Source organism: Anatilimnocola aggregata, assembly GCF_007747655.1.
In the GTDB taxonomy this organism is placed as follows: domain Bacteria; phylum Planctomycetota; class Planctomycetia; order Pirellulales; family Pirellulaceae; genus Anatilimnocola; species Anatilimnocola aggregata.
Window position 1 is genome coordinate 7,012,215 of sequence record NZ_CP036274.1, and the last position, 12,838, is coordinate 7,025,052.

Genomic DNA, 12,838 nt, shown 5'->3' on the forward strand with positions numbered 1-12,838 from the left:
CGGTTATGGCGCGGCGTTGGCGCGCCGATTTCTCGGCTGCCGAGGAGTATTCAGCAGGTCGTCACCCGGTACCGCCGCATCGGGTCCAAAGACCGCGGGACCGGTCGTCTTCGGCGCTTCGGGCTTGGGAGGTAAGTAGCGGCGGAAGCCCTCGACATCGTCGGCCTCATCCAGCAGTTTCAGGTTCCCTTGGCCATCGAAGACCAGCATTTCGCACGGCTCTTGAACTCGCGGGTCGGAACGTCGTCCCTCTACCGAAGGAATCTCATTGCCACCGGTGAAGTCAACCACGATCGAATCAGTTCGAAACGAATACTTGCCGATGGGGTGAACGAGTAGCTTCGCGGGATGGATCACTTCGACATCTTTATCAAAGTTAAGAATCGACCCGCGAAAGACCTCCTTCTCGCCTGGAACATCGACGGCTTTATTCGCATCCCACATCACCGTCAGCAGGTTGGCAAACGGTTGTGTAGTGAAAACAGGAGGCGTTCCTGGGCGGACGGGATTTCCGGAAGGAGAGGTGGCCTTGCCGGCAAAGTAGCGTGTTAGTTCTGGCAGTTCAACAATGTCGCTCGGTTCGCTGGGGTCGGATTCCAGCAAGAAAGCGAGGTTGCTGTTGGGACCAGCTTCCTTGGCGCGCACGCGATTAAGCACATTCGGGCTCATCGACTGGATCGACGGGCGACGATAGGGCACGGTGCGCGTTGGATCCCACCGCGGCGGGACTTCCTTGCTCCACGGATTGTTGGGGTCTTCGACCAGCAGCTTCACACGATAGCGATACTTGCGCGAAGGCTGGACCGTGGTATCGGTGAAGCGGAGCAATTTGTACTTGGTCAAGGTCATCATCGGCCCACCAGCACCCGGACCTCCTTCGCCAAAACCGTTGGGGCGAAAGCCGGGTTGCATGCCCTGCTGCTGAAATGGCATGCGACCTTCGCCACCCACCCCTGTCATCCCGGGCAGCGGGGCACCGCCGCCAGCACCCGTCAGATCTTCTTCACTGATTTTTGGCGCGACTGGCATGGCACCTTCGACGCCAGGGAGATTCCCCTCCATACCGTTGCCGGGGCCAGCGGCTGGCAACTGTGCTGCGGGAATATCGGGATGTACCAGCGCTTCGTAAATTTCGCGCTGCATGAAGGGTGGAACGCGGTTCGTGAGAATTGCCGGATCGACCGCATTAGGATTAACCACTTCGTGAGGCGAAGGTGCCCAGCTGTACATCTCCGTCAGCGCCTTGGGAAACGAGAGACTTTCCCACTTGGCTTGGGCGGGGTCTTGAGCCGGATCGTCCGTTACATCGGCCCGCTCAACGTGAAACAGAATGTAGCGGGGAATATCACGCGCGGGATCGTAATCGAGCGCGTCTTTAAAGGCGGCTTCGAATTCCTCGAGTTGCTTTTCGAGCGGAACCGCAGCCAAGACGACGACCGCTCGGGCTTCGCGAATTGCCACTTCACCGCTTGGATGAAAGCCCACTTTGGCTTCCGGTGGCAACACGCTGAGGCCGCGGTTATTCATTCCCATTTCACCCTCGCCGAAACCAGCGGGGATGCCTTCCTGCATTTCGCCTTCCAGCAATTCGCCCCCTCGCTTGTTGTTAGGGCGTTTGGTTTTGGGAGCCAACTTATTCACTTTTGGCTGCCGACCTTGCGGATCGTCACCAGCAGCGGGAACTTCAGTGGCGAGGATTGGGTCGATTTCTCCCATTCTTCCCAAATAGGCGAGCGGACCATGCAGCGGGACGACCTTCACCTTTAGGGCAGGGAAAATGCGAGGGTCAATTCGCTGACTGGCTTTCGGATAGTCGGGGGTCTTCAGGGGAATGGTCGGACGATACGGGCCCGCATCATTCGGTTGTTGGCCCTGCCTTACGAGGAGTTGAACTGGGTGCCCGACGACGTCTTGCCCTTCGATCTTGACGATCACTGGCGCGTGAGCTGGATTGTTGATCTCGGTTGTCACTTCGTTGCTGACATTAATCAGGTCGTGGGGAGTCTTGGCGTTGTCCAAGCTCGTGAGGGATGCTCCCTGATAGACGAACCAAATGACTGCCAACAGCACGATGCCGAGGACAATTTTCTCGACGTGCAGCAGCAAGATTTGCTGCAGCTTCGCAGTGTCCAAACTAATTTTTGGTGCCTTCATGTGACTCGCTCCCTTTACCCCATTCTAACCTGGCCCCAGGTTGTCCTGCCCGTCGATTAGCTCGTTCTCATTCGCTTCGTATTCGACTTTTTCATTCCCTTAGCCACCGGCGTCGCGTTTACCCGAAAACTAAGGATTCGCCGCCATAACCGGCACGCTGATAGGAGTCGCCACCTCCTCTAACTTGAGCAGACTGCGATTAACGGGATTGTAGATGTACACAATCCCGTACAACTCCAGCTGGACGAGATTGAAGTCCACCGTCGCGTCCTTCGTCAAACTCGCTGCACCGTTCGGAAAGCCGGCACCCTCACCACGAAAACCAGCAGGCGAAAACCCGCCCATGTTCCCCTCGCCTCCCGCCAGCATGCCACCGGTGCCGGCTTGAAAAAAGCTGTCGGGCGATCCGATCGCTGCAGCGTCGCGATTGATCCGCACTTGTCGAATCTCAACAGGTAGCGGTGCGTTGCCAAACTCGGTTAGTAGCCGATTCATGTGCCGCTGATCGATCTCCAAACGAATGCGTATCGGCATCCGCTTCGCGACGGCAAGCAATGCGTTTTGATTGTCGGTAGTGGGCGCCGGATTGAGCGCTTCGCGCAGTTGAAAGCCAGCCAAGGGGAAATTGTTGGAATCGACATAGCGCCAGTTAGCTGGATCGAGCGGATTAAAGCTGGCGTTTGTTGTTGGCGACACCGGGGGAGCGCCGGCAGTTGCGGTAGGTTGCCCCTGTGGCCCTCCAGCCGCGACCGGCTGTCCGCCCATTCCCTCGTCAAAGCCTCCGCCAGAAGCGACGCCCGGCACCGCGGAACCTACGATCATCACCTGCCCGGCATTGCCGAGAGCCCCTTTTCCGATGCGAATGTATTCGATCTGCTTGACGGTCGCATTGTGGCGTCCTTCAGCTCCCTCGTTTGTCCGCTTGATGATTTCCATCAAATTCTGCAACACCCACAGGTCTTCTTGGGCATACAGCACGTCGAGCGTACTCGGATCGTCTTCTTTCGCTGTAAAACCGAAGTGGGTCGTCAATATCTCTTGTTGATTTGTGGGTGCCCAAAGGACCATCGATCGATCGACCGGCGCGGCGCTCGTACCATCGGCCCGCAACATACCTGCCGGTTGCTCTGAGACCGTTCCATCGCGGCGGGCGTTCCACTTCGTACCGATTGTGGTTGCCAGTTTTGGCAATTCGTCTTCGATAAAGTCGCGATAGCGACGGCGCAAACCATCGGGAATGGTCAAGGCCAAGGGGGTCGCGACCGGAACCTTCTCAATGGGGCGTAAGGGTTTCACCGCATCGTGAAAATCCTGATCGAACGAGGCCGGCCACACGAGCACACCTTCCTGCCGGCGATACTGCTGTTCCCAGCCAGCTGCGACTTCCAGTGCATACTGACGGGTGAGTGCATCGATGGCAGCATTTGAAGCCGGGTTCGGATGCGTGGCAGCCAGCGATCTCAGTCCGCCTACGCCGCTATATACGCTATCGATCTTGCTTTGATTTGCTTGCCGCTGTTCCTCGAGCGTGCCGGTCGACATGTACCAGCTTGCGAGGCTAAGCACCAAAATGCCGCCACACATGATCCAAAACACATGAGGCTGAATTTTGCCCCAAAGTTCCTTTAGTTGACCCATGATTTCCACTCCCAACTACTGCAATTCCGATTGGTCAGACACGCCACTTCCGCCCGCTCATCGCGATCACGCGGGAGGAACGGGTGGTGGTGTGGCTGGCGGAGTTGCTGGTACAGCTCCGGGGCCAGCCGCTGGCTCGGGCACAGCGGGCGACGGTGCAACTGGCACTGCCGCGCCGGGATCAACTGGTGCGGGCATGGGAGCAACAACGGGTGGCACCGCAGGAGCAACGGGAATTGGTGCCGGATTGATTGGCGCAACGGGCACAGCAGCAGGTGCCACTCCGGGAACTGGCACAGCAGATACTGGAGCGCCCGGAATGGGTGTTCCAGCTGCTGCGGCTGCTTGCGCGGCGTCAGCTTTCTTCTTACGTTCTTCGAAGCGCTTGTTCAGCGGCTTTTCTTGCCAGCAGAACTGGACGACAAATTCGCACTTGGGAACCGTAAAGAACTGAGGATTTTTCGGGTCTTCTGGGACCAGCTGCCCAGTCGGTGGCGAGTCAAAACCAAGTCCCGGTCCACCCGCACCAATGCCTGCTCCCGCGTAGTTCGGATTGGCGAGGCGAAACTGTTTGTCGATGGGAATATCGCGGGCCAGAATCGCAAAGCCCAGGCCCAGTTCTTTAAATGTGAACCGCTCGGTCTTGCCACCTGGTCCGCTTGGCAGGTCGACGACTCCCGTTTCGATCGACTTAATCAAAGTTCGCTTCACATGCGCCGAGCCACCAATGGCAGAGTTCGAAGGATCGTTAAAGAAGTGATATCCCTTGATCTCAATGACCCAGCCTGGCCCGGTGGGGCTTTCAATCTGAATCGACGAGACATCAGTGGCACTGGCAGTTCCCGCTCCACCTGCCATCGCTCCATCCATGCCAACCATCGGAGCTGGCGCTGGCTGGCCAGGCTGCGCGGGTTGAGCATTCGGATCGGCGACCAGCTTCGGCAACAGATCGTTCTGTTCGATGTAACGACGCTTTACCGTATCGGTGAACCAAACGGCCAGATCGGGGAAATGCTGCGTTTCCAGATACTCAATTTTCAAATCTTGCCGCTGCGAAAACGGCAACTGCTGATGGTCGGGAATTTGTCCCGCCGGAATTCGCCCCTGCTTGGCCATAGGCGGCAAGGCGTTATTGATCGCTTTCGTGATTTCCAGCCACATCACGCGGCGGTCGGCGGCACCAACCACTTCGTCGCCAATCGCACGCATCTGAGCTAGGATTTTTTTGCGATTCTCATGTTCCGCCTGATAGCTGCCACTTAGAGAGCTGATATTCGAAGCCGTGCTGACGGCGTCAGCCCATTTCACATTGTTCTCTTCATGCAGCTCGTGCACTTTCTCCCACGTCATGTAGTGGAAAATAAAGTTGAGTGCACAGGCCAGCACAATGGCCGCAACACCGGCGACGGCCCATGGCTTTTTGGCCTTGATGATCCGCTGCAGGATCAATTCTCGCGGCAGCAGATTCGTCTTGAGCTTGCTCTTTTCCAGGGCTTGCACGCACAAGCCATAGGCTGCACCAAAAGCCAGCAAGTTGTCTTTGAACGACGGCGATGTCACGACCGACGCACCGGTCAGCCGCCGAAACGCGTCCAACTCGGTGACTTCATATCCCAGGTGCTTGCCCAAGTATTGCGACAAACCGGGGAGTTTGACCGTATTGCCCAGGATCACAATATTCGTGATTTTGGCTTTGCGATCGAGGCTATGAAAAAAGCCGATCGACCGCTGAACTTCGGTCACCATGTCGCCGAAGACGGGTCGCATGGCCTGAAAGATCGCCTTGGGATCTTCCGCCTGGCGAGGATTCCGCTTCAGGTGCTCAGCCTTCGCGAAGGTGAGCTTCAGGTCCTTCGACAATTGCTTGGTGAAGTGGTTGCCACCGAGCGGAATGTTGCGCTGCCAAAGTCGAAAACCATTCGTTACGACCAGGTCGGTCGTTTCGGTACCGATCGAAAGGACGACCGACGAAGCGGGCGGCGAATCCGAGTCGTAGGTTTGGCCGTCCTTCAGCGGATTCGTCATGTCGTGGGCGAAGAAGTTGTAGATCGCAATCGGCGCGAGTTGGATGACATCGACTTCGATCTCGGCATCCAAAAACGGCTTGAGTGCTTTGGCAACTTGCTCGCGCTTCATCGCGAACAGGCCGACTTCCGACTCGAGCGCGAAGCCATCGACTTCCTGCCCACCGGGCATCCGCTGATAGTCCCAGATCACGTCTTCGAGCGCGAAGGGGATTTGCTGCCGCGCTTCGTACTTGACGATGTCGGCAATCTTCTTCACGTCGACCGGTGGCGGCTTGAAATAACGAGCGAGACCCGATTCGCCGGGAACTGAGATGGCGACCCGGTCACCGCGCAAGTTGTTGCGCGACAGAAACTGCTCGAGCGCTTCTTTCACCAATTGAGCTGCATCGGCATCGGCCTGCGTCAACAGCTTGGGATATTCGATGTAATCGTAACCATCGGCTACAACGACGTCGCCATCCATGCGGCAACGCAACGCTTTGAGGGCACAACGACCAACGTCGATACCCCAAACACCAGCACTTCTTGCCATCGGCAAGTCCTCTCACGGTAGAGCGAGCGCCCTGTAACTGACCCGAGTCGCGCAATGGCTGCGCGAGCAAAAATCGCGTGGGGTCGATGATCGCCGTTTGCCGAAAGAGATAAGCTCGACAAGTTTCGCACCCGCTGCAACTGGCCCATTGAGTAAACGAACGCTAGCGAGCCTAAAGCCCATCCAGCACCCTCTACTCATACAGCAACTGCGAGCGCATCATCCGACCTCTGTTCCACAATCTAATCTATCGACGTTGGCCTGCGCATGTCAATCTTTTTACCCCGATGTTACGGGCATTGAGCATGCGGGAATCAGCAACGCCATCTAGTACCCACCCGAAGCTACGAGGGCTAAAGCCCTCAGCATAAAGTCCGAGCCAGGTGTCGAAAGCGACGTTTCGAATTAGAGCCCCGTGCAGGCATGTTCGGCTGCACTCATGCGCACCTACTTTTATGTCCACCAGATCGCTTGCTGTGGCGGTCGTGAACCTTTGGGAGGGACTGCGGGTCTGATCTTTCGAAGGCATTTCGAATTTCGCGGCCTGGCAGGTAAAGCCCGAATTTCGCTCGATGCCTTTTTAGTCCTGTAGCCCAGCGGCGAAGGCAGCACTCTTACAAAGTGACGAACGGTGGTTCGAGTCCACCCAGGACTACCTGCAGCGCGGTACGCAAACAGGAAAAGCGGCGAAGCTTAGAACTTCGTGACTGAGTGTGGGTTCGATTCCCACCCGTGCTACTGACGTGCTCATTGTCCCGCGCGATGAATATCCGCGGCCCGTTCGTTTAGTGGGAGGATGCCGGGTTCTCAGTCCGGAGAAATGGGTTCGATTCCCATACGGGTCACTCGCCTTCGCGAGCGATTCGCCTTCTTGCCAATCATGCTGGCCTGCCTGCTGGGGCATAACGTTTGCTATGAACCCTCGGTAACCGGCATCTACGTCGCTGCCTTTAAGAACCGACGAACTTTGTTGGTTGCAACCCGACCACAGCGACATTTCTGAGGTCAGGGAACGAAGGTGGAAGAGCATGCGATTCATAACGAAGTCCCTGGTGGGTCTAAGCGCCGCCTGGGGCGTCTATCAATTTGGGCGAGTATTGGTCCAGCAAACTCGTCATTTCTACTGGGCGGGCAAAATTGCAATCGTGACTGGAGGTTCGCGCGGTTTAGGATTAGTACTGGCACGGCAACTAGTCGCCCAAGGAGTCAAGGTAACGATCTGTGCTCGCACCGCCGCCGATGTTGCCGCTGCGACTCGCGAACTGCGCGACGCCGGCGGAGATGTACTTGGACTGGTTTGCGATGTGCGCGATCAAGCACAGGTAAATGCGGTCGTAGAAAGCACGGTACGCCATTGGGGAAGCATTGATTTGCTTTTCAATGTTGCCGGCATCATGCAGGTCGGTCCGCTAGATGCGATGACCGTCGAAGATTTCCGCACAGCCATGAACATCAACTGTTTTGGCGCACTGCATTCGGTACTTGCGGTATTGCCAACCATGCGGCGGAACCGCTGGGGTCGAATCGTTAATGTTGCTTCTATCGGCGGCAAACGTGCGGTGCCGCACATGATTCCCTACGACACCAGTAAATTCGCCCTCGTTGGATTGTCGAACGGTTTGCGCACTGAGTTGGCAAAAGATGGCATTCTGGTGACGACTGCCTGCCCCAGCTTGATGTGCACGGGAAGTCCGCGCAATGCCACCTTCAAAGGGCAGCATCGGCAGGAATATGCCTGGTTCAGTATCGGCGGATCGCTGCCCGTTGTCGCACTCACTGCCGAATCTGCTGCGCGGCAGATTCTTAACGCGTGTCAAAACGGTGACGGCGAAGTTTATATCGCAAATTTATTCAGCCCTCCGGTCTGGGCTTCCGAACTTGCGCCGACATTAACGGCTGAGATTTTGGCTTTGATCAACCGTTTCCTGCCCGCAATGGGCGGCATCGGTCAACGCGCAGCTTACGGTTACGAGAGTGAGTCGAGCGTTTCTCCATCGTGGATTACCGCGCTCGGTGATGCTGCTGCCGAGCGGAATAATGAGATGCGACCGCGGCCCGACGAAAGTTCACTTCCCCTTAGCACGACTGGAGTTTTTCGATGAAGGCACTCTGCTGGCATGGAACAGGCGACGTCCGAGTTGATACAGTTTCAGACCCCAAGATTCAGGAACCCCGTGATGCCATCATCCGAATTACCGCGAGTGGTATCTGTGGATCGGACCTCCACTTGCTGAATGGCTATATGCCCACGATGAAAGCTGGCGATATTCTCGGCCACGAGCCCATGGGCGAAGTGGTTGAGCTCGGCAGTGCAGTTCATAATTTGGCAATCGGCGATCGGGTGGTGGTGCCCTTTACGATTGCGTGTGGCAACTGCTTTTTCTGTCGCAAAACACTATTCTCCTGCTGCGACACTTCCAATCCCAACGCCGAGATGGCGCGAAAGGCGATGGGGCATTCTCCCTCGGGTCTATTTGGATTTTCGCATATGCTGGGCGGTTTTTCCGGCGGCCAAGCAGAGTACTTGCGTGTTCCTTTTGCCGATGTCGGGCCCCTAAAGATTGAGTCCAGTCTTCCCGATGAGAAGGTTCTCTTCCTCTCCGATATTTTCCCGACAGGCTACATGGCTGCTGAGAATTGCGGCATCGAGCCGGGCGATACCGTTGCCGTTTGGGGCTGCGGTCCCGTGGCACAGTTTGCCATTCAAAGCGCTTGGATGTTCAAAGCTGGCCGCGTAATTGCCATCGACCGAGTGCCGGAACGATTGAAATTGGCACAGACCGCAGGCAAGGCCGAGGTCATCGACTTTAGCAAGGAAGATGTCTACCAACGCTTGCAGGAAATGACTGGTGGCCGTGGGCCGGACCGCTGCATTGATGCGGTGGGGTGTGAAGCGCATGCGCCGAGCACCATCGGTGTAATTGCCGATCGAGTTTCCGCCGCGGTTGCACCTTCCGATCAAATGCATGCGGTGAGCGAAGCCATTAAGTGTTGCCGCAAGGGCGGAACAGTATCGGTTCCTGGTGCCTATGCCGGCCTGGCCGATAAGTTGCCGTTTGGCGCGTTCATGAACAAAGGCCTAACCTTGAAGACAGGGCAGACGCACATGCAACGTTATATGAAACCGCTGTTGGAAAAAATTGAGGCCGGCGAAATTGATCCGTCGTTTGTCGTTACTCATCGCGTGAAACTGAGCGACGCACCGGCCGCGTACAAGACCTTTCGTGACAAGAAAGACGGCTGCATCAAGGTCGTACTTACACCCTAAGGTCAAACTGGCAAAGAAGGCTACCGGCAGGGACGATTATCGCAATTTGTCGCGTGCCATCGTGAACCTTGAATCGCGTCAGGTGACTATTCAGGCAGTGACAAAAGTTGCTGAATAAGTACGTCCTCATGGAGCAGCCCGGAGTGCTCGCCACCCTGTCACGGTGGAGGCCGTGGGTTCAAATCCCACTGGGGACGCTCGGTTGGAGCCAGTACGGTTTTGCAGCGCGGTACGCAAATAGGAAAAGCGGCGAAGCTCAGAACTTCGTGATTCGAGTGTGGGTTCGATTCCCACCCGTGCTACTGAAAATGTGTCGGTTGGGCATTGGCAAGCCTCGGTGATTGTAAACCACTCGCTTTCGAGCTCTGCAGGTTCAACTCCTGCCCGGCGCACTTGCGTCCGAAACAAATCACAGCCAAGTGGTGAAACGGCAGACACGCGGCCCTCAAAACGTCGCGCCGAGAGGCATGAGAGTTCAAATCTCTCCTTGGCTACTATTGCGATGCCCAGTTGATTCCTCGCTGCGGGTGGGCCAGCGTCCTGCGGAGCCTCATAAGCTTCGCCTGCCGGGTGCGACCCCCGGACCCGCTATTTGCATAGCTTGCCAATCAGCTCGATGGTGAAATGGAAATCATCCCTCGCTTCGAACGAGGGGTTCCGGGTTCGACTCCCGGTTGAGCTGCTTGTTGCTCGCGAGCCAACTGCTCGCCTATGGTGCCGGTAGTGTAGCGGACTCTGCACACCTGGCTGTGACCCAGGAAGTAAGGGTTCGACTCCCTTCCAGCACCCTTTCGATGAACTGAACCGATCGAGCAGAATTCTGGCGAGCCGTTTAAGCGCGACCTTGAATCCACGTAAACGTTCAACTTGCGGCATCTTAATTGGACACCAACTGCTCGGAATCTCGAGAGTTACTTGCATCGCTGTCCAACTATCGACCCCTTAATTGAACACCCCCCATTTGTGGAGCTCGCGTAAAGCTGGGGAACGTTAGGTGATCGCGAATAAATACACCACTCAACTGGCAGTTTGTCGCGTATTTTCGCGTTCCCACCAAAGTCAGAGTCGAGAAAAGCGTGGTATAGTAGCAAGTCGAACAGGACAAAGACTGAATTGGCCACACCGTCGCTCAAGTCGAACGTACGGCTGGTCGATGAGGAATTTTCATCGTTCGATCGTCCAGCGAGGTTGTCGCTGGCGCGAGTTTCTGGCCCGATTTTAGCCTGTTTGGTTTTTTCCAAGCTGGTTCCTGCCGGGGCTTTACAAAGCCGCGGCGATCTGCAAAATTATCGGGCTACTGACACGCGGGTGTAGCTCAGTTGGTAGAGCGCCACCTTGCCAAGGTGGCTGTCGTCGGTTCGAGTCCGATCACCCGCTCTTTTTGGCTGTGGCAAGTGCCTTGCCGGTGCCTGTTCATCGGTTAGTACCTTGCCGCATTAGCACTGCGAAGTTCTACTTACCCGAAGTGCCGCGACCTTTGCTGTACTTCGGGTTTGTCGTTGACGGGCGGGTTCGATTTTAACGATCGTTTCCTACTTGCCGATGGCTCGGGTTTTGCAGCAATCGGAACACGACAATTGTGAAACGGGCTGATGTTGGCTGGTGAGTCTTCGTCCGGTCCAGAACCGTACGAACTCCTACTGCTGACGACTTTTACCTCCTGTATCTGCGAGCTCGCTGCCAAACCGGCTGGGCCGCTGGGTGGAACCTACGATGAGCGCTCCCGAATTGGAAGAAGCAACAACTGCCGAAGCTGCCGCTGAAGAAGCGGTGAAGATGAACCTCGAGGTCAAGGTCGACAAGCCCAGCGCTTGCCAACGGCACGTGACCGTGGCGGTCTCGCGCGAGGACATCGAACGCTACTTCAAGCAAGCCTTCGACGAGCTAGTTCCCAAGGCAGAACTCCCCGGCTTCCGCGCTGGTCGCGCCCCCCGCAAGCTTGTCGAAAAAAGCTTTCGCGAGCAAGTCACCGACCAGGTGAAGGGCAAGTTGGTCATGGAAAGCATGACCCAGATCAGCGATGAACAGCAGTTCTCGGCGATCAGCGAACCCGACTTCGACTACAACAGCATCACGCTGCCAGACGAAGGCCCATTGCGATACGAATTCAAAATCGAAGTCCGCCCCGAGTTTGACCTCCCTGCCTGGCAGGGAATGAAGCTCGAACGGCCTGTGCACACGTACTCGGAAGAAGAAGTCGACGCCTACCTGAAGAAGCTGCTAGCCCGCTACAGCAAGGTGGTCGATAGCGATGAACCAGTCCAAGTTGGCGATCTGCTCAACGTCGACCTGACTTTCACCCACGAGGGAAAACAAGTCGCGCACAAGCACGAGCACGGCGTTGTTGTCACTCCGGTGCTGAACTTCAGCGATGCCAAGCTCGAAGGCTTTGACAAGCTGATGGAAGGCAAGAAGACTGGCGACACGGTCGAAACCAAGATCAAGATTTCGGCCGATGCCGATAGCGATGAACTGCGCGGTCAGGAAATCGATCTGTCGATCAAGATCGAAGCGGTTCAGAAGTACGAATATCCGGAACTGAACGAAGGGTTCCTCGACCGCATTGGTGGCTTTGCCGATGAGGCCGAACTTCGTACCGAAGTTCGCAAGCAGCTCGAAAAACAACTCGGCTATAACCAGCGTCAACGAGTTCGCCAGCAGATCACTTCGCTGTTGACTGTGGCTGCCAACTGGGATCTGCCGCCAGAACTGCTACGTCGCCAGGCACGCCGCGAGCTCGAACGAGCTGCCATGGAACTGCAATCGCACGGCTTCAGCCAAGAGCAGATTCGCAGCCATGCCAACGAATTGCAGCAGAACATCATGGCCTACACGGCACGTTCGCTGAAGGAACACTTCATCCTCGAGCGCATTGCCGAAGATCAAAAGATCGATGCGGAGCCAGACGATTTCAATAAGGAAATCGAACTGCTGGCCGAACAGAACGACGAGTCGCCTCGCCGCGTTCGCGCTCGCATCGAAAAGCAAGGTGCGATGGACACCCTGCGAAATCAGATCATCGAACGTAAGGTGATCGACCTCATCGAGTCGCAAGCCAAGTTCGAAGAAGTTCCGCACGTGCCAGCCAAGACCGATTCGACGGCTATCGATTTTGCCATCGCTGGCTCGCTCGATCGCATTGCCGAAGCGAAATACGGCAACGAAACGCCGACTCCTGGCATGCCGCAACTGAAGAAGGAAAACAAGGACTAAGTCCCT

The 12,838-nt window shown here is 56.4% G+C and carries 6 protein-coding genes and 10 tRNA genes; 13 read left to right on the forward strand and 3 right to left on the reverse strand.

Going from position 1 to position 12,838, the window contains the following annotated elements; all coding sequences use genetic code 11:
- Positions 1-3: 3 nt before the first annotated feature.
- The 3 genes from ETAA8_RS26425 to pilM form a co-directional block, all read right to left on the reverse strand.
- Complete coding sequence (locus tag ETAA8_RS26425) at positions 4-2,154, reverse strand: hypothetical protein (protein ID WP_145095764.1); 2,151 nt, start codon at positions 2,152-2,154, stop codon at positions 4-6.
- Between the two features lie 129 nt (positions 2,155-2,283).
- Entirely contained in the window at positions 2,284-3,792 is a 1,509-nt protein-coding gene (locus tag ETAA8_RS26430) for a hypothetical protein (RefSeq protein ID WP_145095767.1), read from the reverse strand.
- A gap of 66 nt (positions 3,793-3,858) precedes the next feature.
- Positions 3,859-6,351 carry a pilus assembly protein PilM gene (gene pilM, locus ETAA8_RS26435; RefSeq protein ID WP_145095770.1) on the reverse strand — a complete coding sequence of 831 codons (2,493 nt, stop codon included), beginning with the start codon at positions 6,349-6,351 and terminating at the stop codon, positions 3,859-3,861.
- A 582-nt stretch (positions 6,352-6,933) separates the two neighbouring features.
- On the opposite strand from pilM, the gene ETAA8_RS26440 reads away from it, so the two are divergent.
- The 13 genes from ETAA8_RS26440 (at position 6,934) to tig (ending at position 12,832) form a co-directional block, all read left to right on the forward strand.
- Positions 6,934-7,006 (forward strand) — tRNA-Val (locus ETAA8_RS26440).
- A gap of 5 nt (positions 7,007-7,011) precedes the next feature.
- Positions 7,012-7,089, forward strand: a tRNA-Leu gene (locus tag ETAA8_RS34955).
- Between the two features lie 36 nt (positions 7,090-7,125).
- A tRNA-Glu gene (locus tag ETAA8_RS26445) sits at positions 7,126-7,196 on the forward strand.
- 183 nt (positions 7,197-7,379) lie between these two features.
- A complete protein-coding gene (locus ETAA8_RS26450; protein ID WP_145095773.1) occupies positions 7,380-8,453 on the forward strand; it encodes an SDR family NAD(P)-dependent oxidoreductase in 1,074 nt (357 codons plus the stop codon).
- Positions 8,450-9,619 carry a zinc-dependent alcohol dehydrogenase gene (locus ETAA8_RS26455; RefSeq protein WP_145095776.1) on the forward strand — a complete coding sequence of 390 codons (1,170 nt, stop codon included), beginning with the start codon at positions 8,450-8,452 and terminating at the stop codon, positions 9,617-9,619. The genes ETAA8_RS26450 and ETAA8_RS26455 overlap by 4 nt, the downstream gene beginning before the upstream one ends.
- Before the next feature lie 122 nt (positions 9,620-9,741).
- A tRNA-Asp gene (locus ETAA8_RS26460) sits at positions 9,742-9,816 on the forward strand.
- 26 nt (positions 9,817-9,842) lie between these two features.
- Positions 9,843-9,921: transfer RNA gene (locus tag ETAA8_RS34960), tRNA-Leu, on the forward strand.
- A gap of 8 nt (positions 9,922-9,929) precedes the next feature.
- Positions 9,930-10,011 (forward strand) — tRNA-Tyr (locus ETAA8_RS34965).
- Between the two features lie 21 nt (positions 10,012-10,032).
- Positions 10,033-10,113, forward strand: a tRNA-Leu gene (locus ETAA8_RS26465).
- 116 nt (positions 10,114-10,229) lie between these two features.
- Positions 10,230-10,301 (forward strand) — tRNA-Arg (locus ETAA8_RS26470).
- A gap of 31 nt (positions 10,302-10,332) precedes the next feature.
- Positions 10,333-10,408: transfer RNA gene (locus tag ETAA8_RS26475), tRNA-His, on the forward strand.
- A gap of 515 nt (positions 10,409-10,923) precedes the next feature.
- Positions 10,924-10,996: transfer RNA gene (locus tag ETAA8_RS26480), tRNA-Gly, on the forward strand.
- A gap of 336 nt (positions 10,997-11,332) precedes the next feature.
- Positions 11,333-12,832, forward strand: coding sequence for a trigger factor (gene tig, locus ETAA8_RS26485; protein ID WP_145095779.1), 1,500 nt, complete (start codon positions 11,333-11,335; stop codon positions 12,830-12,832).
- The last annotated feature ends 6 nt before the right edge of the window (positions 12,833-12,838 follow it).

Bases quoted from the DNA above. Each gene is read 5' to 3' on its own strand.
- ETAA8_RS26425 (WP_145095764.1), bottom strand. From the start codon at position 2,154: ATGAAGGCACCAAAAATTAGTTTGGACACTGCGAAGCTGCAGCAAATC.
- ETAA8_RS26430 (WP_145095767.1), bottom strand. From the start codon at position 3,792: ATGGGTCAACTAAAGGAACTTTGGGGCAAAATTCAGCCTCATGTGTTT.
- pilM (WP_145095770.1), bottom strand. From the start codon at position 6,351: ATGGCAAGAAGTGCTGGTGTTTGGGGTATCGACGTTGGTCGTTGTGCC.
- ETAA8_RS26450 (WP_145095773.1), top strand. From the start codon at position 7,380: ATGCGATTCATAACGAAGTCCCTGGTGGGTCTAAGCGCCGCCTGGGGC.
- ETAA8_RS26455 (WP_145095776.1), top strand. From the start codon at position 8,450: ATGAAGGCACTCTGCTGGCATGGAACAGGCGACGTCCGAGTTGATACA.
- tig (WP_145095779.1), top strand. From the start codon at position 11,333: ATGAGCGCTCCCGAATTGGAAGAAGCAACAACTGCCGAAGCTGCCGCT.